General features: G+C 66.4%; 18 protein-coding genes and 3 pseudogenes. 10 read left to right on the top strand and 11 right to left on the bottom strand.

Annotated elements, in window-relative coordinates; genetic code table 11:
• Nucleotides 1-69 precede the first annotated feature (69 nt).
• Nucleotides 70-423: pseudogene (locus tag AC3EO4_RS22520) on the bottom strand (DUF2637 domain-containing protein); the annotation flags it as partial.
• Between the two features lie 350 nt (nt 424-773).
• Between AC3EO4_RS22520 and AC3EO4_RS22515 the strand changes: the two are divergent.
• Nucleotides 774-2,125 (top strand): annotated as a pseudogene (locus AC3EO4_RS22515) (IS256 family transposase).
• Between the two features lie 249 nt (nt 2,126-2,374).
• Here the strand turns inward: AC3EO4_RS22515 and AC3EO4_RS22510 are convergent.
• Both AC3EO4_RS22510 and AC3EO4_RS22505 read right to left on the bottom strand, forming a co-directional pair.
• Nucleotides 2,375-4,717, bottom strand: coding sequence for a DUF4132 domain-containing protein (locus AC3EO4_RS22510; RefSeq protein ID WP_431897543.1), 2,343 nt, complete (start codon nt 4,715-4,717; stop codon nt 2,375-2,377).
• Nucleotides 4,714-4,998 carry a hypothetical protein gene (locus tag AC3EO4_RS22505; RefSeq protein WP_431897542.1) on the bottom strand — a complete coding sequence of 95 codons (285 nt, stop codon included), beginning with the start codon at nt 4,996-4,998 and terminating at the stop codon, nt 4,714-4,716. The genes AC3EO4_RS22510 and AC3EO4_RS22505 overlap by 4 nt, the downstream gene beginning before the upstream one ends.
• A gap of 205 nt (nt 4,999-5,203) precedes the next feature.
• On the opposite strand from AC3EO4_RS22505, the gene AC3EO4_RS22500 reads away from it, so the two are divergent.
• The 3 genes and pseudogenes from AC3EO4_RS22500 to AC3EO4_RS22490 all read left to right on the top strand — a co-directional run bounded on the left by AC3EO4_RS22500 (nt 5,204) and on the right by AC3EO4_RS22490 (nt 6,782).
• The gene (locus AC3EO4_RS22500; protein ID WP_431897540.1) at nt 5,204-5,764 is read left to right on the top strand and encodes a hypothetical protein; all 561 of its coding nucleotides are present in this window, start codon (nt 5,204-5,206) and stop codon (nt 5,762-5,764) included.
• Between the two features lie 228 nt (nt 5,765-5,992).
• Nucleotides 5,993-6,457, top strand: a pseudogene (locus AC3EO4_RS22495) (HAD family hydrolase); the annotation flags it as partial.
• Between the two features lie 196 nt (nt 6,458-6,653).
• Nucleotides 6,654-6,782, top strand: a complete 129-nt coding sequence (locus tag AC3EO4_RS22490; protein ID WP_431897685.1) for a hypothetical protein — start codon at nt 6,654-6,656, stop codon at nt 6,780-6,782.
• A gap of 281 nt (nt 6,783-7,063) precedes the next feature.
• Here AC3EO4_RS22490 and AC3EO4_RS22485 read toward each other — a convergent pair whose 3' ends face one another.
• The 5 genes from AC3EO4_RS22485 to AC3EO4_RS22465 all read right to left on the bottom strand — a co-directional run bounded on the left by AC3EO4_RS22485 (nt 7,064) and on the right by AC3EO4_RS22465 (nt 10,138).
• Complete coding sequence (locus AC3EO4_RS22485; RefSeq protein ID WP_431897681.1) at nt 7,064-7,210, bottom strand: helix-turn-helix domain-containing protein; 147 nt, start codon at nt 7,208-7,210, stop codon at nt 7,064-7,066.
• Nucleotides 7,207-7,881, bottom strand: coding sequence for an IS110 family transposase (locus tag AC3EO4_RS22480; RefSeq protein WP_431897539.1), 675 nt, complete (start codon nt 7,879-7,881; stop codon nt 7,207-7,209). The genes AC3EO4_RS22485 and AC3EO4_RS22480 overlap by 4 nt, the downstream gene beginning before the upstream one ends.
• 187 nt (nt 7,882-8,068) lie before the next feature.
• On the bottom strand, nt 8,069-8,221 hold the full coding sequence (locus AC3EO4_RS22475; RefSeq protein WP_431897538.1) for a hypothetical protein: 153 nt from the start codon (nt 8,219-8,221) through the stop codon (nt 8,069-8,071).
• Between the two features lie 378 nt (nt 8,222-8,599).
• Nucleotides 8,600-9,505 (bottom strand): hypothetical protein, encoded by a 906-nt coding sequence (locus AC3EO4_RS22470; RefSeq protein ID WP_431897537.1) that lies wholly within the window; start codon nt 9,503-9,505, stop codon nt 8,600-8,602.
• 396 nt (nt 9,506-9,901) lie between these two features.
• Nucleotides 9,902-10,138: a hypothetical protein gene (locus tag AC3EO4_RS22465; protein ID WP_431897536.1), complete on the bottom strand. Its 237-nt coding sequence runs from the start codon at nt 10,136-10,138 to the stop codon at nt 9,902-9,904.
• 159 nt (nt 10,139-10,297) lie between these two features.
• Between AC3EO4_RS22465 and AC3EO4_RS22460 the strand changes: the two genes are divergently transcribed.
• Complete coding sequence (locus AC3EO4_RS22460; protein ID WP_431897535.1) at nt 10,298-12,556, top strand: hypothetical protein; 2,259 nt, start codon at nt 10,298-10,300, stop codon at nt 12,554-12,556.
• A 218-nt stretch (nt 12,557-12,774) separates the two neighbouring features.
• Nucleotides 12,775-13,197 (top strand): hypothetical protein, encoded by a 423-nt coding sequence (locus AC3EO4_RS22455; protein WP_431897534.1) that lies wholly within the window; start codon nt 12,775-12,777, stop codon nt 13,195-13,197.
• A gap of 24 nt (nt 13,198-13,221) precedes the next feature.
• Here the strand turns inward: AC3EO4_RS22455 and AC3EO4_RS22450 are convergent, their stop codons facing one another.
• A complete protein-coding gene (locus AC3EO4_RS22450; protein ID WP_379581439.1) occupies nt 13,222-14,109 on the bottom strand; it encodes a phosphorothioated DNA-binding restriction endonuclease in 888 nt (295 codons plus the stop codon).
• A 97-nt stretch (nt 14,110-14,206) separates the two neighbouring features.
• Here AC3EO4_RS22450 and AC3EO4_RS22445 point away from each other — a divergent pair, with 97 nt between their 5' ends.
• Nucleotides 14,207-17,272, top strand: coding sequence for a DEAD/DEAH box helicase (locus tag AC3EO4_RS22445; RefSeq protein WP_431897533.1), 3,066 nt, complete (start codon nt 14,207-14,209; stop codon nt 17,270-17,272).
• 413 nt (nt 17,273-17,685) lie between these two features.
• Here AC3EO4_RS22445 and AC3EO4_RS22440 read toward each other — a convergent pair whose 3' ends face one another.
• Nucleotides 17,686-18,378: an NUDIX hydrolase gene (locus AC3EO4_RS22440; RefSeq protein WP_379581435.1), complete on the bottom strand. Its 693-nt coding sequence runs from the start codon at nt 18,376-18,378 to the stop codon at nt 17,686-17,688.
• Between the two features lie 261 nt (nt 18,379-18,639).
• Between AC3EO4_RS22440 and AC3EO4_RS22435 the strand changes: the two genes are divergently transcribed.
• Nucleotides 18,640-20,280: a hypothetical protein gene (locus AC3EO4_RS22435; protein ID WP_431897532.1), complete on the top strand. Its 1,641-nt coding sequence runs from the start codon at nt 18,640-18,642 to the stop codon at nt 20,278-20,280.
• Entirely contained in the window at nt 20,277-21,167 is an 891-nt protein-coding gene (locus AC3EO4_RS22430) for a 5'-methylthioadenosine/S-adenosylhomocysteine nucleosidase family protein (RefSeq protein WP_431897531.1), read from the top strand. Before AC3EO4_RS22435 ends, AC3EO4_RS22430 begins: the two co-directional genes overlap by 4 nt.
• Nucleotide 21,168: 1 nt before the next feature.
• Here AC3EO4_RS22430 and AC3EO4_RS22425 read toward each other — a convergent pair whose 3' ends face one another.
• A complete protein-coding gene (locus tag AC3EO4_RS22425) occupies nt 21,169-21,702 on the bottom strand; it encodes a hypothetical protein (RefSeq protein WP_431897530.1) in 534 nt (177 codons plus the stop codon).
• A gap of 277 nt (nt 21,703-21,979) precedes the next feature.
• Between AC3EO4_RS22425 and AC3EO4_RS22420 the strand changes: the two genes are divergently transcribed.
• Nucleotides 21,980-22,939: a TAXI family TRAP transporter solute-binding subunit gene (locus tag AC3EO4_RS22420; protein WP_431897529.1), complete on the top strand. Its 960-nt coding sequence runs from the start codon at nt 21,980-21,982 to the stop codon at nt 22,937-22,939.
• Nucleotides 22,940-23,004: the final 65 nt, after the last annotated feature.

Genomic DNA, 23,004 nt, shown 5'->3' with positions numbered 1-23,004 from the left:
GCACACCTCCGACCGCTGTCCGAAATGCCGGAATCTACATGGCATCTGGAGGGCACGGCTCTCCCGGATCTGGCCCATAAGTATCTCGTGGGCGCCAATCAAGGCAAACGACGGCCAGGCCGCAATGATCCGAGCGATCAGCGTCGGGTCCGCGACCGCCACGTTGGTCGCGAAGGTCCATGGCAGCACTCCCCCGCGGCGGCCGTACCTGCTCGCCAGGAGGATCGACATGGAGGAGGCGACAATCATGCCGTCTACCGCGAGCGGGACCAAAATTGCTCCGAGCTCGCTTTCTCCATGCCGGAGCGCCGGTTCCTGCATATGTCTGTGGGACACGACGGCGGCGAGGCCCGCCACCAGCACTACAGACGAGGTAGTCGTCCAGCGGATCCAACGATCGACTGACGGAGGCGAGGAGTTCATCGGTCGGCACCGCCCTTGACCACCTCGGCCCAGGCCTCAACGATGAGGTGACCGCACGAAGCCGCAGGTGGAAGCGCCGTAGTTTTGGTGCGTACCCTGCCGGGGGCACACAGTTGATCAGGCGTTTCGCCATCTGACCTGCGGCTCCTCAGCCGCAGGTCTTTTGCTTGCTAGGCAGCCGTATGCCACCGCGAGCAGCCCTATGCCATCGCCCGCGGAATATGCGCGGAATGATCTTGACTGCGTTTCGCAGCTAACGCGGTCGCGTCCAGGATGCGGTGTAAAAGAGAACGAGCGTAGGTTGCCGTGTTGAACCGACCAAAGTTCGCACGACAGAAGGACCTACGCTCGTGGCACGCACACTACCGCCCGTCCAGGCCATCCGCGCCGAGATCGACGCCCTGTTCACCGAGGGCTGTGACCTGGTCGAGGTCATCGAGGACGTCGCCCGTCTCGGTGCTCGCCTGATCATCCAGACCGCCGTAGAGGCCGAGGTGGACGCCTTCCTCGGTCGCGCCCGCTACCAGCGCGCCGCCGCCGACGCTTCCGATGGCGATGAGCAGACCGTACGGCCCGGCCACCGCAACGGCCACTGCCCGACCACGATCAAGACCACCACCGGGCCGGTCACCATCGCCCGCCCCAAGCTGCGCGGTACCACCGAAGCATTCGCCTCTCGCCTGTTCGGCACCGGAGTGACCCGCACCAACGCGCTGGAAACCCTGGTCATCGCCTCATTCGTGCGCGGCCTGTCGGTCCGCGACGTCGAAGGCGCCCTCGGCCCCGAGGCGGCGCTGTCGAAGTCGACGGTCTCCACGATCTGCCAGACCATCGTCGCCGAGTACGACGCCTGGAGCCGCCGCGACCTGTCGCACGTCGAGCTGGACTACCTGTTCCTGGACGCCTCCCACTTCAAGATGCACGACGGCCAGCGCGCCGAGCCGGTCCTGGCCGCCTGGGGCATCACCTGCGACGGCAAGCCCGCCTTCATCGGCCTGTCGGCCGCGGCCGCCGAGTCGACCGACGCCTGCACGACTTCCTCACCGACCTGGCCGCCCGCGGGCTGCGTCCGCCGCTGCTGATCATCTCCGACGGCGCCCCCGGCCTCATCAGCGCCGCTGAGCAGGTCTTTCCCCGCTCGCTGCGCCAGCGGTGCGTCATTCACAAATGCCGCAACGTCCTGTCGAAAGTCAGTGCCGGCGACCAGGCCGAGGTCAAAGCCGCTTTCTGGGACATCTTCGACACCAGCAACCCGGAGGAAAGCGATAAAGAGATCGAGCCCGGTCAGGATTTGGTCGCCCGTGTTCAGGCCCGCATCGATGCCTTCGCCGGCGCCTGGGGCGGGCGCTACCCGGCGGCGGTCAGGAGCCTGCTGACCGACCGGGCCTCGCTGACGACTTACCTCCGCTTCCCGCCCGAACACCACAAGCGCATCCGCCACTCCAACTTCATCGAGCGCACCTTCGGCGAGACCCGCCGCCGCGTCAAGGTCATCGGCCGCTTCCCCGGCGAGACCTCCTGCGTCTGTCTCGTCTGGGCGGTCCTGGACCGCGCTGCCCGCGGCTGGCGCGGCTTCACCATGACGTCCAAGGGCCTGCGCACCCTGCAGGACCTGCGCCGCGCCCTGCTCCACCCGCCCGCTCCGCTCCGTCCGGCAGCCAGCCCGGTGATCGACTCGACGCCCGAGACGGCAGCCGCCTAAGATCCACCCACGGCACCTACCTCGTCGAGCTTTTTACACCGCTCCGAGGACGCGACCTTAGCTAACGCTGTGGCCGGAACGTTCGTCGGGTCGCGCTATTAACGAGAGCCAGATCAGGATTCCTGGCCGCTACCACCTGCGCTGTCCCCGCGTTCCTCGACCCCGGACTCGGTGCCGGGTGAGGATGCCCGGTTTTCCCAGGCAGTTGATAACTCCCGGGAATCTGATACGACGGTGTCTGAGCGTCGTTCAGCCGAGCTGCCGGGTGATCGTCGGGTCGGTGATCGCCGTGTCGTTGGCCAGGAGGTACGCCTTCGAAAGGATCACCGACAGCGTCCCCCCGTCGTCCTCGAACGGCAGGAACACCGATCCGGCCGCGCGCCCGCTCGCCGGGACGATGCACAGGTACGCGTCGTTGGGCTCCATCAGGATGTTCGTCGACCCCAGATGGATCTTGTACGTCTTCAGATCGCCCCGTACGAGAAGGAATCTGTCGGTCAGCTCCACCCGGGAGGCGATCTTCAGTTTCGGCAGCAGCCGCGCCAGCACCTCGCGCCGGGTCTTGGCCGTCTCCGTCAGCTCGCCGAAGCCGTGGGAGCGCCAATAGCGTTCGTGGCCGATCAGCGCCTGGTCGTCGCGGGCGACCGAGGCCACGCCCACGGCGAGGTCGGCCTCGCGGAGGATCTCCGACAGCACCAACGGCGGCAGATCGGCCATCGACGCCGGTTGCCCGTCGCGGTGGAAGGTGATGCCCTCGGTGGCGCACAGCATGGCGGTCTCGGCCCCGGGGGCGGAGACGATGTGCATGGCCCAGCGGGCCTGCCAGCCTGCCAGGTCGCGCACCACCTCGCCCTGGTCGCCGCCGTTCTCGTAGTCCCAGTTGCCGATCGACCGGCCGGTCCAGCCGCGCTGGCCCAGCAGGGTCCGGGCCTGGCCATAGCGCAGAATGTGACCGGCGAAACGGTTGGAGAAGGTGCCGGTCCGCTCCTCGGCGGGGGTCAGCAGGTAGAGCTCGCGGAAGACCTGCTTGAACGGCTGACGTACACCACCCTCGAGAAGATGGTCGCGCCACGCCGCCACCTCGTCGGCGGTCGCGTGGATCGGGTGCCACAGGCCTGCCACGGCGTCGGGTGCGGGGCGGTGGCCGGCCAGTTCCCAGCCGTCGGCAGTCTTGACCGGCAGGGCCGCCGGGCCGCCGGCGATCTGCCAGACCAGGGTGCGGGCGTAGGGGCCGGTGACGGGATGGTCGAGGAAGTACTCGGTCACCTCGCGCCAGTGCCACGTCCGTTCATGGACGATCGCCTGTTCCAAGCGGGACCGCTCGGCCGCCTGCGCCAGCTTGAGCTCCTTCAGGATGGCCCGCAGATCGGACAGCTCCGCGCGCAGATCCTTCGGCAGCGACTTGACGGTCTTGCCGGCGGCGTTCACGTAGCGCAGGGCGGGCACGTCGGCGCACAACCTGACCCGGTAGTCGCCGATCTTCTCCTCGCGGACGCCGTCGGCGTCCAGGCCGAAGGTGGGGACCGTCCGGTCGAGCAGCTGCTCGCGGGTCAGCCCGTTCTCGACGGCCACCGCGTCGAGGGCGAGGCTCAGATTCCTCTGTACGGACCTCGCGCGCACCTTCGCCTGGATTCTGGACAGCGGGACGATCACGTCGAGGCCGCCCCTGCGGGCCAGGACGCCGACGGCGGCGTTGGTGACGGGCTCGCAGCGGCACGTGGAGCCCATCCCGTTGCTGCCGGTGCCGCAGGTCATCGCGACGTCGGTGACGAGCGAGGTCACCCAGCGCTCGTCGATGACCTGGCAGGTCCACAGGATGCCACGCACCACGACGATGGTGTCCTCCTTGAGGAAGACCTTGTCCCACCACTCCTCGTCGTCATAGCGGACGACCCAGTCTCCGCCCCGGTAGGCCACCAGCCGCGTGAGCAGCTCACGGACCAGAGCGACCGCGCCGGAGGTGAGCATCCGCGCGGCGTTCCTCAGCCACCGGGCGCTGGGTTTGGTCGAGCGGGCGGTGTTCCAGTGGCGGAACAGCGGCAGCACCTCGACCAGGCGCGGGCCATACTCCTCGGCCAGCATGCGGGCGAAGTGGTCGGTGTCCCCCATCTCGGTCCGGACCACCCCGGCCGGGCCGTGCTCGGCGGGTTCGGTGAGCAGCTCGGTCACCTGCTCGGCCAGGAGCGCCCGCGCGTCCTTCAGCCACGGTCCCGACGTCAGCCAGCGCAGCAGGTCCCGGCGCAGCTGGTAGTCGAACCGGCGGGCCGCCGCGAGCGGGATCCGGAACAGCTCCTCATAACGGGTGTGCCCCTGCCGCACCCAGTACCCCGCCCGGTCCATGAGGTGGTGCGCTTCCCGGTAGGTGAAGTCGATGTCGCGCTCGGCCACCGACCGGACCACGCGCAGCGCCCGCTCGTCGTAGTCGTGGCCACCTTCCGGCCCCAGCCAGAGCTTCATCTGCGCGTAGGTGCCGTAGACCCGCCAGTCGACGCCGGGGCCGGGGTCGAGTCCCTGCTCGGTGAGCTCGTCGAACCGCTGGTAGGCGGCCCTCGTGGCCGGGTCCATGTGGTCCCATCTGCCCGCTGACGTCATGACACGGCTCCACTGGTGATCGGAAACGCTGGGTGATCATGGATATCAGCCGGAACCGACAGATTCCCCTTGCCATGATTCGGACATGTCTCCACGAAAGCCGCTTCCGCCTCCTCGTCCGATTCAGACCGGGGACGTCGTGGCCGCTCACTGATGCGGGTGAGGTATTGGCCCCGAACCTTTTCACGTCGCATCCGCCAGCGCAGCCACAAACCCAGCAGGCCGCACATCTGGGCCATGATGATCGAGATGACGGCAACCACAACCGTGACCGCGTCCACGGGAAACTCCTCCTAGTGCGGTGTCCACGAACCTTCGCCGGGTCGGCGTGGGCCGTCAACCTCGGCGCTCCGGAAGCCCAGAGCCGGTGCACGTTAGTGGACACCGCACTAGAGGGACGGGCCGACAGTGGGCCCTTCATGAAGTTAAGTAGTGGAGCTGCAAATCTGATGGCCTGGGTTGTCTGTATTGGGTGATGCTGTACCGGTGTCATCGTTGCTGACTGCGGTTGAGTATGAACGTACGGTTGCCATGTTGCAGCGCAGGCGTATCCGGAGGGTCACCTACTACCCCTTGATGGTCGGGGAGGACGGTTGCGACGTCGAGGAGTGGGACTTCGGCGCGTGGCACCAGCCCACCATGGGGGTGGAGCTGTTCACCGACGATGGCGCTCGTTTCTCGGCGGTGTGGGGCAGCAGCTTCGACCATTATGGGCTTGAAGTCTTCCCCCAGCCGATGACCGCTCACCTGCGGATGATCGGGGAGCCAGGCGGGTTGGCGGCGGTGGACGTGACCGATCATCCGCGCTGGTCAAGTCTGGTCGGCAGGAAACTGACCGGCGTCGATATCGCCTGGCGGGAAGAGCTGGAGAGCCTCTGGACGCCGAACGCGATCAGGTTATCCTCGCGGGAGACGACCGTGTGGATCGCCGCCGGGAGACCAGCGGAATGGCCGCCAGCCGAGGTCTACTACCTGGGTACCGATGATGTGATGGTCATCTTCACCGCCGAGTTCGCAGCCAAGGTGGGCATTCCCTCTACCCACTAGCTGGCTGGGTCTCGCCAGACCGCTGTATCCACTCGTCGGTCGGCCTGCTTCACCGCCCTCTGCCCCAGGGCCCGACCATGATCGTCGATTTGGTTCTGACATCCGAACGATCAGGCGGCCCGGCGATCGTTTCCGACCACAACACTAAGCTGCGGCGCTGTACAACGCTTCGCGCTCTTTGACTTGGACAACACGCTTATCGATTTGGACGCGGCCTTCAGACTCTGGGTGCAGGAGTTCACTGACGCCCCCAACCTCGCTCCCCATGCCGTCGATTGGTTGCTGAAGCTGGACCGCGAGGGCCAACCCCACCGGGAGACGTTCTTCGGCATGGTACGAGAGCGATTCGGACTCAACGACTCCGTCGCGGATCTGTGGGCCGCCTATCGCAGCCGCATGCCGCACCTGGTGCGGTGCAGCCCAGAGGTGCTGGCCGGGATAGCCGAGCTTCGGGCGTCCGGTTGGCGGGTGGGGATCATCATCAACGGCACCGCGGACGGTCAACTCGGCAAGCTCCGACAGACCGGACTCGCCGATGCCGTCGATGGCTGTGCGGTGTCCGGCGTGGAGGGCGTTCGCAAGCCAGACCGGGCACTGTTCGAGATCGCCGCCCAGCGCTGCGGGGTGAGCCTGGTCGATGGCGGGTGGATGGTGGGCGACCGGTTGAGTGCCGACATCGAAGGAGGGAGAGGCGCCGGTCTGCGAACGGTGTGGATCGGAACCGGACTCGACCAACAAGGCCGGGCGGACCATGTAGCCGGCGACGTCATTGCGGCGATCGAAATGTTGCACGTCCGCCAGGGGCAGGCAAGCCCAGGGACCGACTTCTCCGTGTCAAGCCCGGCTGTGACCGCAGGACAACGGATGATCGTGGAAGTGCGATCGGTGAATGTACACGCGAAGCCGGGTCGCCGGCCGGATGGCGGGCCGTCGGGTGCTGTCCGGGGAGCCCACGCCCGAGCGCACCCTGCTGCCGCACGAGCTCGTCGTCCGCGCCACCACCGCCCCGCCCCCATGACGACGCCATCCGCGAGCCGGGGCTGGCCGCGACCGCCCCCTTTCGGGTACCTGTTCGACGGTGTATGCCTGCATGCGCATCCCTCCTCCCCTGTCGATTCGCCGATGCGGCTTCCTTCTGTCGGGGGTGTCCGCACGCCCTTCGATCGGCGTGCGAATGCCTCCGATGCATGGCCTGTCGCTACAGTCCGTACTCGTTTCGATGTCTCGTCTCATCGTTCTGTCTTGCGTCTATGTGCAGGCGCGCGCGTGAGACGGCGAGACAATGAGACGTTGAGACGATTACTCTTCGTCACCCGTCGCCGGGCTATCGGCATCGGTGGTCGTGGCTCTCCAGCGACCACGAGAGACTTGTTCGGCTATGCCTTGGTCTTCGAGCTGGGCCAACCGGCGGTACAGGGTGGGGCGACTGATGCCGGCCGCCTTCAGAAGATCGCCGACGCCGGCTCCCTCGCGCGGCGCATCCCGGAGGGCTGCGGGCTGGAGCGCGCGAGTTGTGCCAGTGTCTTGGGGCTGCGCTCTCCGCGGATCAGGGTGGCCATCATGGCGCGGCCGGAGACGCCGAAGATGTCGGATGCCACCACGCTCAGCTTGATCTGCGCGTCCTCCAGCAGTTTCTCCACCCGCTGCTTCTCGGCGGTGCGGGCTTCCACCAGGTCCACCCGGTAGCGGGTCAGGTCGCGCAGCAGCCGGATCGCCGGCGGCGGCACGAAGCTGGCCCGCAGCATCTGGCGTTCGGCGACCTTGGCCAGCAAGACCGCGTCCAGCTTGTCCGTCTTGGGCCGACCGGGCAGGTGCTTGACGTCTCGGGCATTGACCAGCCAGGTCTCAAATCCAGCCGCTTCGAGGATGTAGAAGACGGGTTTCCAGTAGTCGAAGGTGGCTTCCATCACCACGCGGGTGACGCCCAGGCAGCGCAGCCGATCGGCCATCAACAGCAGCGACCGGGTCATGGTGGTGTAGGTCTGCACCTCCTGCAGCCGCCTGCCGGTCTTCTTGTCGTCGGGGATGCGGGCGCAGCACACCAGGGTGGCCTTGCCGACATCCAGCGCGGCGACCCTTTCGATGATCTCTTCGGTGTCGTCGGTGGGGGCGAGCATCGGGCCTCCTTACCGCCGAACCAACTGGGGGTGGTTGCCCGCGGGAGCCGCAAGGGGACGGTAGCGAATCTGATCCGCGTGCTCGCAGCAACAGTGAAAGGCCCACAGGCGCGGATCCCGGCGTCCGACTAAAGCACGGCCTCAACGACCAAGGAGAAACGACGTCAGCGGGCAACCATCCCGATTTTCAGGCCTGAACGGCCTCCTCCACCAGGGGAGATCGGAGACTAAAGCGGGTGTCGCATGTTCGAATCATGCCGGGGGCACACAGCAGGTCTGCGGCACGGCCGCCCGCGACCAGCGGGCGGCTGTTTTCGTTGTTTGGGATGAGTTCTGCCATCGTGGCGGCTCCTTCGACTGTTTCGGCGTCGAGAGTGACTCTGATCGGGGCGACGTTGACGCGATCGTCGTAGCGGATCTCCAGATGGAAGGCCTGCGCAGCTTGCGCTGTAGAGGTTCGAGGAGCTGGGCGAGCCTGGTCTGGAGCATCGGTATCTTGTCGAGCAGAACGACTTGGTGATCGCGGGCGGGCAGGTTGGCCTCGGCCTGCGCCACTTCCTCAGCCTTACTGCGACGGTCGGCCTCCAGTTCTGTGAAGCGCGCGCTTACAGGCGCCGCCAGAACTCCGGTCAGCGTCCATGTCCTCGATCTGAGCGATCAGACGGTCTTGTTTCTTGACGAGGTCCGCGATTGTCCATCCCACCCCGCCTCGGCCTGATCAGGCGGAGGGGAAGTGCAGCCTGAGGTGCTCCATGCCGAACACTCGCCGCATCTCCCCCTTGATGAGGACCGGCTCCAACACGGCGAACACTCGCTCGATCGCGGCCTCATCGTAGTCGTCGAGCGTCGGAGTGGCCCGCAGGAACAGCGCACCACCCGGCAGCTCTTCAACCTCGTCGAAGGCGCCCGTGGTCATAAGGGCGCCCAGACCGCCCAGCCGCGCCCCCAGTGCGCCTGCGCATACGGTAACCCAGGAGTAGCCGCGGAGCTCGAGATCACAACGCGGGACGGTGACGACGTCCACAGCGCCGAGCGCGGTTTCCAGGGGCGTCTCGTCGGTGAGGCAGTCGTCGGTGACGTGGCCGTAGCAGGCGCCGTTGATCGCGGCCCGCCTCTTCAGTGCCTCCGCCCAGCGCCGCTGGGCGTCAGGCGAATGTCGGGAGCCGGTGACTGGCACCGCCTCCGTTTTGAGCTTGACCCACGTGTCAGCGACCCCTTCTATGGCGGAGACGGTGATCCACACAGTGCCCTTTCCCGGAAAGCCTCGCTCGTCGAGCGGAGTAACGATGTGCTCCACTATGTGAGGGCGTCGCTGGAGCGCACGGGCGACCGCCCGCAGGCTCTTCTCCGAATACGGCATGGCGGCGGAGAAAGGGCGCGCATGTGCCGGCTTGACGCGGAACTGCGCCCACAGGCCGCCTGGCTCTCCACTGGGCGTACGGCCCGTCCCGTCGGCGAGGGCGGCGGGGTTCATCTGGAGGCCGCGGGCCAGGAGCGACTCCAGGTCCGGGACGAAGTCGGCCAGGGCGCCCGCCAGCCAATCCGACGCCACATCGGCGTAGTGGCGGTCCGACTTCGCGCGAATGACTAGTTCGGCGGACAGACTGTTGGAACCGAGCGTCACTTCTCCCCTTTGGGCCACCAGCCTAGCGGCCCGCCGAAGGCGCCGGCGGGCCGCGCTACCTCAGTAGGCCAAGCCCCGGCGGCTGGTAGAAGCCGAGGCTGAGGATGGACAGGGCGATACCCACTCCGGTGAGCGGGCCCTGCAACTGAGGGACCAGGGCGGGCAGGCCCTTTGGCCTGTTCTGTGCGTTGCCCCGTAGATCCTCGATCGTGTGGCCGGGATCGCCGACATGCGGCATGAGCGTCGGCGTCGGAAATGGCAGGGGTTGCGGGTGGTGACCGGATTAGGCGGCACCACGGGCACCTGCTGCGGCCCGCGGCTCTTGTCACCCAATATTCGATGACGATCGAGTCCTTGCCACACTTGGCAGCGTTGGAGTACGCGACGACGATCTCGCTAGTCTCCTTGACGTAGTTGGGCATGGGCAGCAAGAGCTCGAAGCCGGGCGTCCGCCTGTTGTTTCGGCAGCGCCTTGAGAGCCTTGATGTAGATCGCGAGATCGTTCCTACCGTCGACGGAGACCGTGTTGCGCTTTACCTCCCACAGGTAGATCGCGCCCGCCGTGATCAGAGCGATGTCGGCCTTGCCGTCGGTGCCAAGCTTCTTGGCCGGGGATCTGCTACTCCAGGACAATCTTTCTGGACGGATAGCCGAGAAGCGCCATCCGCTTGATCAGCAGCACCACCACGTGGACCGCGCGGAGGTGAGGGCGGGCGCCGAGACCCGTTGATGATCGATCTTGGTCCGGCTACGGTTGGGGGATTTGTCGGCTGGATCCGCCTGGAGTCGCGTGTGCGTCGCTATCGTTTCGGCTGGTTCGCCGGGCTGGTCGCTGGTGGCTACGTGGCCATGGTCGTCGTGTTCGGGGTCATCGCGATGGTCGGAGGCGACAGCGAAGTCCTCCTGCGAACCGCGGCGCTGCGGGGGACGAGGGAGCCGGTCGCCCTCCCGTGGTGGGAGGCGCTGCCCCTGATCTTCCTTGGCGGGGTGCAGGGCTGGATGCTGTGGCAAGTTCTCCGTGGCCGGGTGTCGGGAGAGCGGCCCCGAAACGAAGGGGCCGTCCGCTGGCGGTTGTCGCTCTATCTCAACGTCGTCTCCTCCCTGGTCTTCCGGGTGATGCCTTCGCCGTGGTGGGTGGATCTCCTCGACGGCATCGCGTGGCTGGCGCTCGTGCTGCTGTTCCCTCGCGTGCTGATCCGTGCCCCCCGCACGCTGCGCGTCACCGCGCTGGTGGTGGGGGCGTTCATCGGTGTGCGCGCGATCGGCGCGATCGGGGCCGACGCGTTCGACCTGCGTCTCGTCGAGGGGATCCTCTCCTTCGGCCTGCTGGGCGGTCTGCCTTGGATCCTGTGGATGGTTCTGATTCTGGTGGCCCAGGCGAAGGACGGCAGGTGGGGAAGGACCACGGTATGGGTGGGAGCCGCCTCCGTGGCGCTGCCGCACCTCCTGGTGCCCATGCTCGGCAACCCGTTCATGTACCTGGTCGATGACAGGAACGGCTTCGGGCTGATCTCCGGTCTCTACTCCACCGCAAGCTTGCTCGGGCTGGTCTGGCAGGCCCGATCCGCCCACGATCTCGCTAGCCCGCCCGCGCGAGCAGTACCCGGGAAGGGCGGGCCGGTCAGGGCGCCGTTCCGTTGGTGGCCGCTGGCGGTGGTGACGGTTGCGCTCCCGGCGGTTCCGGCGGTCGTGAACCTGGCTCGGGGTGTGCCGCGGTGGATCGGCCCAAGAGGCGTGATTGCATCGTATTTCGAGACGGACGCAGGCTTCTACGGACCGCCCGTGCTGTGGACAGCCTTCGACGTCCTCATCGGGGTGGGCGGCCTCGCCGTCCTGGTGCTCGTCGCGGTGATGAGGAGGACCCGCCGTCTGCTGCGGGCCACGGTCTCCGTCCTGCTCCTGATCGCCGCCGTCGGGGTCGTCAGCAGGTTCACCACCTCGCGGGCCGCGGAGGACGGCGCCGAGTCCTGGTCCATTCACCCGGACGCGCAGCCCGACTTCCTCAGCGTCTCCACCTGGGAGAGCGGCGCGATCTTCGACGGCATCTCGCCGCTGTGGTACAGCGGCGCCTTCGTCGCGGCCGCCCTCCTTCTGATGTTCCTGTACAGCGGCAGCCCGAAGGACCGCTCCCGGTTCCAGATCGTCGTGACAGCGGTCGCATCGGTCGCGGCGCTTTGCTTCGTCCCGGCGGCGGACCAGGCGCCCGGCCAGATCACCACGGAGCGGGAGTGCCAGCGGTCGCGCGGCAGCCGTGGGCTCACCGGCGAGCGGAGCTTCGTCTGCGCGGTGCGCGAGTCGACCGTGCCGAAGTTCGCGAAGGACACCCCTGACCCTTTCGTGGTCGCCTACGGTCACCGGATGTGCGGCATCTACACCCGCAACGACCCGCAGGAGCTCGCGCAGGTTCGCCGTACGGAAGGTGTCGAGGTCCGCTCGCTGACCTACCCCCTGGCAGGGATCTGCCCGAGCGCCGCTGCGATCGTCAAGGCAGAGGGAGAACGAGAGGACCGCGAGATGCGGGAGTGGGAGGCGATGCAGCAACGTATCTGCGACGAGTCCCCCCGCCACCGGCCGCTGACCAAGCCGGTGTCGGTCGTCGTCCAACCGGAGCCCGTGTGGACCGACTATGGCAACCTGGAAGCCTTCGAGCCGGAGATCACCGAGGATCCCTACGAGGCCGCTCCGACTCATGAGGACGAACTGGTGAGGGTCGCCCCTGGCCACCTCGCCGTCACCGTCCACTCTGACGTCCCGCTCTGTGTCACGACCGAGACCTACAATCGCCGCCCGCCCGTGGAAGCCAAGGGCTGGCACCACGTCGTCGAGGTCGGCTACAACAGCGTGAGCGGCGAGATCGAGATGGCCGACCCGATGGGCGGCGACCCGCTCCCCAACCTCGCCGTTCGCGGCAAGGGCCACTACCGCATCCGAGTCCACTACGCCTGGCTCACCTTTGAGGGAGAAAAGTACGCCGGGCAACGACTGCTGATCATGGCCTATCCGGGACAGGGGGACGACGTCGTCGTCCACCGCGAACGCGTCAAACCCTGACGCTGCTGTACCCGGAGTTCCGTAGCCAGTGTGCGCACACGTGGACATCTCCCGCGCAGCCCCAGCTCACTATGAGTGCTGGTGCAGGCCATCGGAGGTTGCGGGGCACATGAGATCGTCACCGTCTGGCCGCGTCCGCACGTTGTGAGACCAAGCGCCGAACTGCGGGTGTCCGCGGTTGCACGGGACGGCCGCCCGGCCGCATGCTGCCCAGCGTCGTGAACGTGGACAACGGCGCGCTTTACGACCGTGAGCTGCCCACCGACCCCGACAGGAAGTGCGAGGCGGACGCCGGGTCCTGCTGGCTCCTCTCGCCGGGTACGTATTCGATTCTCGGTATCGTCAACACCTTGCGGCCGGACGTCACCGACGACTGGGTTGGGCGCTCGGATGTCGTCAACCAGAGCTTCGTCGGATATCCGCAGATGGAAGTCGCCCGCGACACCGCGGTCGTCCTCGACGCCCGCAAAGCGGTCCGGTACGAATCGAGACGCCCGACCATGTCATCGGACGCAACAGGGGCGCCGCTGCGAAGATCATCTATACAAGGGCGCCGGCTGACGGCCCGCGGTACACCGAGACCAGACTCACGGGCGGCCGAACCGAGGAAAGCTACTACCTGCAGCCGACCTCCAAGGTGACCCGTGGGCCAACGGCCCGATACCTCAGCCGCGGGCGGGCGTGCGGAAGACCTGGCGGCCGTGCCAGTCGATGTGGTCCGGATCGACCGTGGCCAGGCCCGGCTGGGGCTCTCGCGCCGGGCGACCGGCCAGGGCGAGGACCATGTTGCGGGAGGCTTCTGATCGGCCTACGAACTTGGCTGAGACGGCGATGGTCCGGCCCGTGGTCAGTCCCAGGACGCCCTTGTCGAACAGCTTGTGGTGGATCGCGCACAGGCACAGCCCGTTGGCCAACTCATCGGGGCCGTCAAAGGCCCACCAACGTACGTGCGCCGCGTCTAGGCCAACCGCCGCGCCGTCCAGCCAGCCTTCGTAGGAGCAGAACGCGCAGCAGTACTCGTATGCCATGAGTACCCGGTCGCGAAAGCCCGGGTCACGGCGTACGGCCAGCGGTGTTCTGAGCTCCCCGTCGGTTTCGAGCCTCTCCAGGTCCAGGCCGGCAAGCATGCACAGGTCCGTATGCAGGGAGGGGGCGAAGTTGGCATCGAGGATGTAGCGGGCGATCCGGCCCAGCAGCCCGGGCTCCTCCGCCAGCGCGCGGGCCAGGTCGGGGTGGAGGCGGCCGCTGGCCTGGCTGTCGCGCAACCGGCCCAACTCTGGACCTGGGCTGCCCGGGCCGTGGCGGGTGTCGACCAGCCACAGGCCGTCGCTCGTCAGGTGGTGGAACGGGTAGCCCGGGCTGGTGTCGCGGGGCGGGCCGTACTCCTTGAGCAATTTCTTGAGCTCAGCCTCGGCGGCGCTGAACGGGATGGGGCGGTTACCGTGCCGCTGGAAATGGCCCAGCACGTACAGGAGGAGGAGCGGCTTGTGCGGTGCTCGCTCGCCGCCTCTGGTCCAGCGCCGGATCTCGGCGACCCGCTCGATCCAGTCCACAGTCGGCAGTGTAGGACGATCTTCCGGCCGCGTCAGGACAGACGGTCGTTGACTTTTCGCATATCACCGTAGCCGGCCACACCCTATAGTCGCCGAGGTGAGCGATCTTCAGCCGGGCATCTACCAACATCTGATTACCCGTGAGGTAGACGCCCTCCTGCAAGCGGTATCTGATCGCGAGCTGATCGACCGGCGGTCATTGGACATCGCCGACTCACACGAGACCTTGGCCAGGCATCTTGCCGCGCTCACTCGTCGTGCGCTGCGTTCCGTACGGGGTGACAGCGATGCCGTGCGGCTGGCCCGGCAGGTAGAGATCGTCAACCGAGTCGCCGACCTCATCGGCGATCTGGTGCCCGAGGCTGCCTCTCCCGAGGAGCTCGTGGAGGCCGCCGAGGAACTCCTGGGCGTCGCTAGGAGCCGGGACGCGGCCGGCCAGGTACGGTTTCCCGCGCGTCCGGTGATCCCTCTCACCGGTAGCGCGCTGCTGGTCAATGGCAGAGGGCAGCCGGAGATCGGCCATGAGCTCAAGCGCGAGTTGGCCTCCGCCGATCACGTGGACCTGCTCTGCGCGTTTGTGAAATGGAACGGCGTGCGGGTGCTGGCGGAGGCGATCGAAGAATTTCTGGCGCGTGGGGGCCGGTTGAGGGTGGTGACCACGACCTACATCGGGGCCACTGACCGCCTCGCGCTGGACCGGCTGGCGGCTATGGGCGCCGAGATTCGGGTCTCCTATGACACCCGGATGACGAGACTGCATGCGAAGGCCTGGCTGTTCCATCGGTCTAGCGGCTTGTCCACCGCCTATGTGGGCTCCTCCAACCTGTCGCGAACCGCCCTCAGTCATGGACTCGAGTGGAACGTACGACTCGCTCAAGCTGAACAACCTCACCTGATCGACACGTTCATCGCCACGTTCGACGACTACTGGGGCGATCCGTCGTTCGAGCCCTATGATCCGGCGCAGGACGCCGAGCGGCTTGACCGTGCCCTGTCCGCTGAGCGGGCCGAAGGCCGGGTGGTTGTGCTCGATTTCGCGCGCGTCGACGTTCGGCCCTACTCCTATCAGCGTGAGATCCTCGACGAGCTCGACGCCGAACGGCAGATTCACGGTCGGTGGCGAAACTTGGTCGTCATGGCCACGGGTACTGGCAAGACGGTGGTCGCCGCGCTGGACTATCGGCGGCTGCGTGCGGCTGGGCAGGCGGATTCGCTGCTGTTCATCGCCCATCGTGCGGAGATTCTGCGGCAGAGCCTGCTTACGTTCCGGCAGGTGATGCGGGATGAGACGTTCGGCGAGCTGTACGTTGACGGCGCTCGCCCCGAGCGGTGGCGTCACGTGTTCGCGTCCGTCCAGTCGTTGCACGCCAACCCGCTGCCGGAGCCGGACAGGTTCGACATAGTGATCGTGGACGAGTTCCACCATGCCGAGGCCTCGACGTACCGGCGCCTGCTGTCGGCGGTACGGCCGAAGGTGCTGCTGGGGCTGACCGCGACGCCGGAACGCGCCGACGGCCAGGACATCAAGCACTGGTTCGATGGCCGGATCGCCACCGAACTGCGCTTGTGGGAGGCACTGGAGCGAGGGCTCCTGGCCCCGTTCCAATATTTCGGCGTCCACGACGGCACTGACCTGCGCCAGGTTGGCTGGCGGCGGGGCCAAGGCTATGACGCGGGCCAGCTCTCGAACGTCTACACCGGTAACGACCGTCGCGTCGCCGTTGTGTTGGAGACGTTGCAGCGCAAGATCGGCGATGTGGGGCGGATGCGGGCCATCGGCTTCTGCGTAAGCATCGACCACGCCCGGTTCATGGCCGACCACTTCACCCGAGCCGGGCTTCCCTCGGTGGCTGTTACCGCGCAGAGTCCGACGGGCGAACGTTCCCAGGCGCTACGAGACCTGAGAGACCGGCGGATCAGCGCCGTGTTCACCGTTGACCTCTTCAACGAGGGCGTCGACGTTCCGGAGATCGACACCGTGCTCTTCCTGCGCCCCACTGACAGCGCCACCATCTTCCTTCAGCAGCTCGGGCGGGGCTTGCGACTGGCCGCCGATAAACCATGCCTGACCGTGCTCGACTTCGTCGGCCATCAGCACAAGCAATTCCGCTTCGACCGGCGCTATCGCGCTCTCACCGGTGCCAGCCGTACCGGAATCGCACGGGAGATCGAGCAAGGTTTCCCGACCCTGCCCGCCGGCTGCGTGATCGACCTAGACCGTGATGTGCGCCGGCTGGTCCTCGAGAACGTCCGACAAGCGCTCAGCCTGAATTGGCGCGATCTGGCGCGCGAGCTCCGCGACCTCGGAGATGTCAGCATGTCCACGTTTCTGCAGGAGACAGGGCTGGACGTGGAGGATCTCTATCGGCGCCGTCAGGGCTGGGCCTCCCTACGGCATACCGCGGGTCTAGAAGCTGCATCCCCTGACGAAGGACTCGGACGGGCTTTCGGCAGAATGCTGCATATTGACGACGTCGAGCGTCTCGCCTTCCTAACCGAGGTTCTGTCCAGCCGAACTCCCCAGTCCCCGCGCGAGCTCCGTCTCATGGCCATGCTGGATGCGATGTTGTGGGGTGGCAGCGAGCCAGCCTCCGGGATGGAAGCCCGGCTCGCGAAGCTCACGGGTGGCCGCGCCGCGGAGCTCGAGGAGTTGGCGGACGTCCTCCGCTCGGGAATCCGTCACGTGGCCCCGCCTTTGGATCCTGTCGTGCCGTTGCACGTCCATGCGCGATACAGCAAGAACGAGGTGCTAGCCGCCTTCGGCATCGACAAGCCCGCGCATATGCGGGAAGGGGTCAAGTATGTCGAGGAGCACCGGGCGGACCTGTTCTTCGTCACCATCGACAAGTCCGAGAACCACTACTCGCCCACCACGCTCTACCATGATCGGGCGATCAGCGAGGAGCTGTTCCAGTGGGAGTCGCAGAGCACTCTGCGGTCCTCTACCGCCACTGCTCGCCGCTATCTGACGGGCGCGTCCACGATTCATCTCCTGATCCGGCAGTCCAAGCGCGATGAAGGGCTGGGGGCTCCGCCGTACACCTACGCCGGTCCCATGCGATACGTGAGCCACGACGGTGAACGACCCATCAGGTTCGTTTGGCGCCTGGACCACCCCCTCCCGCCCGAGGTGTTCCACTACGCCAAGGTCACTGCGGGCTGAGCCGACAGCGTGGTTCGCTGCGCCGCGCGCAGCGGTCATCCACAGGCAGACACAAATTCGGCAATTGGCATCGAGGATGCGCGTTACGTAGGAGCCATTCCTTACCGCCAGTTACTCCTGGCGGCGCGCTCACCTAATTGAACGATCGCGCCGACTCTATGGGAGGCCCCCTGGTCGCTGAGAGTCGATATGGGGGCGGACCAGTGCCTGCTCGGGCGCAGGCACCGGCCTGCGTTGCCGCGCACGCCAAGCTAGCCCGTGCCCGCCGTCGGGATCCTCGACACCAAGGCGTGGACGACACCCCCTCCTGGCCATGCTTCCGACTGAAGCCGGCGACGCTGACGACCTCCTTTGCCCCACTGAACGAGCTTCCGTTCACCGCCCGTCGCCTCGCTCGGTGCGCCTGAGCTGCGTTATGCAGCGCCGTATGGGTGAGCAACCTCGCTTGATCGCAGCAACGGGGGAACCAGCAGTGATGCCCGCCCTCTTCGGTACAGGGCTGCGGGCCGGCCGACTTCGGGAATGCGACGCCCGCCTGTGGGCTCGAGGAAGCCCTCTGAACGTGTCACCTTTCTGCGGAAGTTGCTGGGGTCGAGTTGAAATCCCCACACTGCTTCGTAGATGCGGCGGAGCTCGGCGACGGTGAAAAGTTCGGGGCAGAAGGCGGCGGCTACGGTGGTGTGCTCGAGCTGTGATCGGGCTCGTTCCAGCCCGTCACGCACAATCACAGCGTGGTCGAAGGCCAGCGGCGCATCACCGTCAAGGGCTTCCGAAACTGGCGTCCAGCGCGCTCCGGCGGCATCGGTGCCCGCGGCAGGTATCGGTAGGTCAGGACCGAGTGCCAGGTATGCCACGGTGATGATCCTGCCGCGGGGGTCGCGTGCCGGGTCGCTATAGGCGTGCAGTTGCTCCAGGTGCAGATTGCGGCCGTCGAGGGCGGTCTCCTCTAGCAGTTCCCGTAGCGCGGCCTCACTCAGAGTCTCGCCATCGCGGACGAATCCACCCGGTAGCGCCGCGCACCCGCGGTATGGGTCATTGCCTCGTTCGACCAGCAAGACCTGTAGCTGCCCCTGGCGGACAGTAAAGATCACGAGGTCCACCGTCACAGCGACCGTTGCTGGCGGGCGTCGGCCAGCTCTTTCTCTTACCACCACAAATCCTCATTAAAGGTCATATTGACTTTAACTCGCAACGTGCTTATGGTCAGCTTGACCTTAATAGGGGCGTAGGAGGGCAGCATGGCCCGGTCCGGGGCGACACTACGTGAACACCGACACGGCGGCGCCTTAAGGAAAGACGCGGCTACCAGGCATCTCTGTGCGGGCGTGTACCTCGATCCCGCCTTTCGCAGGACGGTTCTCCGCCAGGTGTACAACGACACCGCTCACATGATCGCGCCGTCGTACGGCTTCGACCTCATCCCCGTCGTACGACATGCCTGGCGGGCCTGGCTCCTTTACACGACACAGCATCTGTGCGTCCTGGTGATGCTCGCCGTCAACCCGTCAGTCGCAATCGTCGTCGTCAGCGCGCTCTGCTTCTGGTGCCTGTTTCGCGTGATGATCAAGAGCGCCCTGGTAGTTCTCCCGCTCTGGGCCAAGGCCGTCATAGATAGGTTGTTACATCGGCCAAGATGGTTAAGCGACTCCGACGATCTCCGTGAGCATGTACGCCTGCTGCGTCTCAGCGGCCTGGGATGCATCGCACTCATCATGACACTGCCCATGGTGGCGGGATTCGCTCACGTTTCACTGGACCAGATGACGCGATCGACGGCATTTGTCGGACTACTCATCGTCATCGTGGTGGGCGCAAGAGCGGCGATCCAGCAGATATCCCTCAACTTCATGCACTGGGCAGGCCGGCTAAGGCCGCAGAAGCTCACGCTGCGGCAACTCGCCATCGATGATCAGCAATCTCACCCCTATGTCGTCTACCGGAGACCATCGCCACCGGGGCCCGAAGAGGAACCGGAGCGCTTTACGTTCAAGCGGATCGATGAGGAGCAGCAGAGCCCTTTCGTAGGCAGTGGCCAACTTGTGCACAGGTGGCTTCCCCCGCTCACTGTCCAGCTTTTGAAGTCTCAGCCCCTCGGGAACGGGGACGATCACAGCAAGCACGCGTCAATGGAAGTGCTGGAGTATCCGAAACCTCCGTTCGAAGCCCACGAGCTCGTCGCTCACCTGAAGAAGGCGATGGCCCCCATGGGGGACGTCGAAGATCCGACCGGCCTGCGCGGGTTCACCGTTCATGATCGGCTGTACATCGCTGAACCCGACGTTGAGCCCAGCCCCGAGTGGCTCAGGAAGCGGCCGACCCAGAACCAGATCGACGAGGGGATCGATGATCCCTATGACGCCGTCCACCACTTCCTGGAGATCGGCGCCACCGCCACTGGAGAGCTTGTCACCACGGTTTTCCTACGGGTGACCGTCAAAGGCCGGGCACTCAGTCTCGACTTCGCCGCCTGCGCCCTTACGCGCACTCCGGCCGAGTATCAGGTGCTCAACGCCTTCGCCGAGACCGGGGCGAGCGCGGTGCTGCGCTCCACGTTACGGGTGCTGCTCAACCTTCCCGCCGAAGTGGCGAGGATATGGCATCTGGCCGTAGCTCTTCAGCTCATGATCGGTGCCATGCGAGCCCACAAAAACCGCATGCTCAAGCCCCGGCGGGGGATGGCCATCGCCGCCCAGGTCAGCATCCGGGAAGAGAAGGCGACCCCATGGGAGCATGCACAGCTGGACGAGGTCACGATCCACGACCACATGAAGCTCATCGAGCAGCGCTTGCTCAAGGCCACCGAGGATTTCCTCGAGTCGCGCGAGGTCGATACCTCCGCTTTCAAAAGGAGAGCGACCAGCATCATCAACACGGGCGTACTCAACATGGGCGGCAAGACCGAGATCAAGCAGTCGGCCGTAGGTGTCAACGCCCAGGTTCGGACCGACTCCCGGGAACCCGACAAGGGCACCGAACAAGCCCCAGCCAGCGAAGGAGGCCAGCGATGAGCGGCAACAGCGGCATCGCAAACTACGGGGGTCGCATGGAGATCAGCCAGTCCGCCGTCGGTCACGGGGCATCGGTCACAGTATCGGCCGATCCAGAGAATCCCCCGCAGCACGCCAGTCACGCCGATGTCGGAGTGATCACGATCACTCCTGAGGAGGCGAACGCCGTCCGCAACATCCTCGGCTTACGACCGACCCGCAACGGCGATCTCCCGTTCTACGAGGGCACTGTGCACATTCGGGACACAACCATCCGAATCGCCGCATTCCGCGCCCTCTCTCAAGGGCAGCGATCGGCAGTCATGGCCTTCGACCACCTTCGGCGACACTACAACCCCGCCGTGATCGTACTGACGGGCATCGGTGGCGGCATCCATGCGAAAGCCGCAGTCGGTGACGTCGTCGTGGCCACCCGAGTCGTCTACTACGACCTACGCAAGGAAACGCCCGACGGAACCCGGCGCAGAGGCGAGGAGCGGGAAGCCCCTTCGGCTGTAGGTCATGCCGTGAACTCTTTCTTCACCGATCACGGCGAGCCGGCCACATTCCAGGCCGCTCACGATAACGGGGACACTCGCGACTTCCTGGTCCGTACCGGGCCCATCGGGTCCGGGGAGACGGTGATCGCAGACGCGGAATCTGAGATCGTCCGCTATTTAAAGGCCTATAACGACAAGGTGCTGGCAGTCGAGATGGAGGCCGGTGGCCTCACCCAAGCGTTCCATGAGCAGGATGGGCCCCAAGCCGTACGCGGCTGGGTCGTTGTGCGCGGAATCTCCGACGACGCCAGCGAAAGCAAGAACGATGCCTGCCGGGACATCGCCGCGCGGCATGCGGCGACGGTCCTGCGCAGCCTGCTCCCCTACCTCCCGGTCTGCGGCCCGTAAATCAGAGGTAGTAGATCACCAGAACGGTGAGGGCGATGCTCAGCGCTGTGAAGCCCAGCGTTCTGGGCTGCTGGGCGGCCTCTCTCCGTGAGGAGATCACCAGTACGGCGCCCACGGCCAGCGCCGCCAGCAGGTGCAGGCCGTACCACATGGGGATGGGCAGTTTTCCGAGGATGGTCCCGGACAGCAGGTCGTCGGCGGATCCGTAGCCGGAGAGTGCAGTGAGCAGACCCAGGCCCAGCACTGCGAGGGCGTATCGGAGCCGGCCGAGCAGGGCCCAAAGAACCGTTCCCAGGACGAGCAGGACCGAGGAGGTGTGGTGCAGTTGTCGGATGTGCAGGCCGCCGCGCACGTCGAAGCTGAGACTCAGGATCGAGTTGTAGGCAGCGCTCATGGGAGTGCCCCGAAGGGGCTCGTAGAAGCCGTCGTAGGCCACCGTCTGGCCGCTGGGCACGTAATGGAAGGCCAGGAAGCCTCCGGTGAGCAGGACGATCGCGAAACAGTAGATCAGCATCTCGCCCACTAACTGCCTCACGCGCTCCATTCGGCATATCTCACCACAACGGCCAGAAGCCGGCCCGGCGATTGGGGCCCGACCGCGCGAGAAGGAGAGGAACGGAAGCGTTGGTCCTGCCGCTGCATACGTGATCGCGAAGAGGACCGCTTCTTCGGCCCTACTGAGGATCGCTGTGTCATCGGGCCATCTCGTTGCTTTCAGACAGGTGTCCCGGTCCCCTCTCTTGACGGCCTTCGGCGGCGGGGCTGCTTCACGGTGGCCTGTCATCGGCGGCCGACGTCCGTATCATCTCGGCATGGTGCCGAACCTGGAGTTACGGCTCAGCCGGCGGGCGGTGCTTCTGGCCGCCGGAGGGCTGCTCGTCGGTTGCTCCGGGCAGCCCGAGGTCGGCAAGGTTCACCTGCGGCTGGCCACCGGGCCGGCGGGGGCGGTGTACCGGCGCATCGGCGGTTCGCTGGCCGAGCACATCTCCGAGCAGGTGCCGGGTGCCACGGTGGTCACCGTGCCGAGCGGGGCGTCCACCGACAACATCCGGATGCTCAGGGCCGGCGAGGTGCACCTGGGGCTGACGAGCCTGGACGCGCTGATCACGTCCGACGGCAGCGCGCCCGAGGGGCTCTCGGCGATATGCCGGCTCTACGACAGTCACCTGCATCTCGTGGTCATGGCCGGTTCGGCGATCGACGAGTTCCGGGACCTCGAGGGCAAGCGCGTATCCCTCGGTGCCCGCGACTCCGGCACGGAGTTCACGTCGCTGCGGCTTCTGAAGCTCGGCCTGGTGAACGCCGACGGCCGGTACCTCAGTCAGGCCGCGTCGGCGGCGGCACTGCGCGACGGTGAGATCGACGCGATGTTCTCCTTGACCGGCGTCCCGACACCCGCCGTCATGGAGCTGGCGCAGCGGCATCCGATCCGGCTGATCCCGTTGGTCGCGCAGGCGGACGCGCTCTTCACGGCGTTCCCTGGTCCCTACGCTCCGGCCATGATCCCCACGACGGCCTACGCGGGCGTCCCTGCCACCCGTACCGTCGCTGTGCCGAACGTGCTTCTCGTGCGCGACGACCTGCCCGATGATCTGGTCCACGCCATCACCGGCACGATCTTCACGCATACCGGCTCGATCACCTTCGGGGGCCGCGACGACGCCGAAGCCGTTCCCGAGGCGTGGCAGATCAACGTGCGTACCGGGATCTCCACCGCGTCGATCCCGCTCCACCCGGGCGCCGCCGCCTGGTTCCGCGACCGCAAGCGCTGACCCGAGCCCTGACCCAAGCACCCAAGCCCTGACCCGAGCCCTGGACCCAAGCACTAACCCAAGCG

This window comes from Nonomuraea sp. bgisy101, from assembly GCF_057708945.1.
Note: the sequence above shows the minus strand (reverse complement) of the source record. Positions and strands in the feature narration are given on the sequence as shown.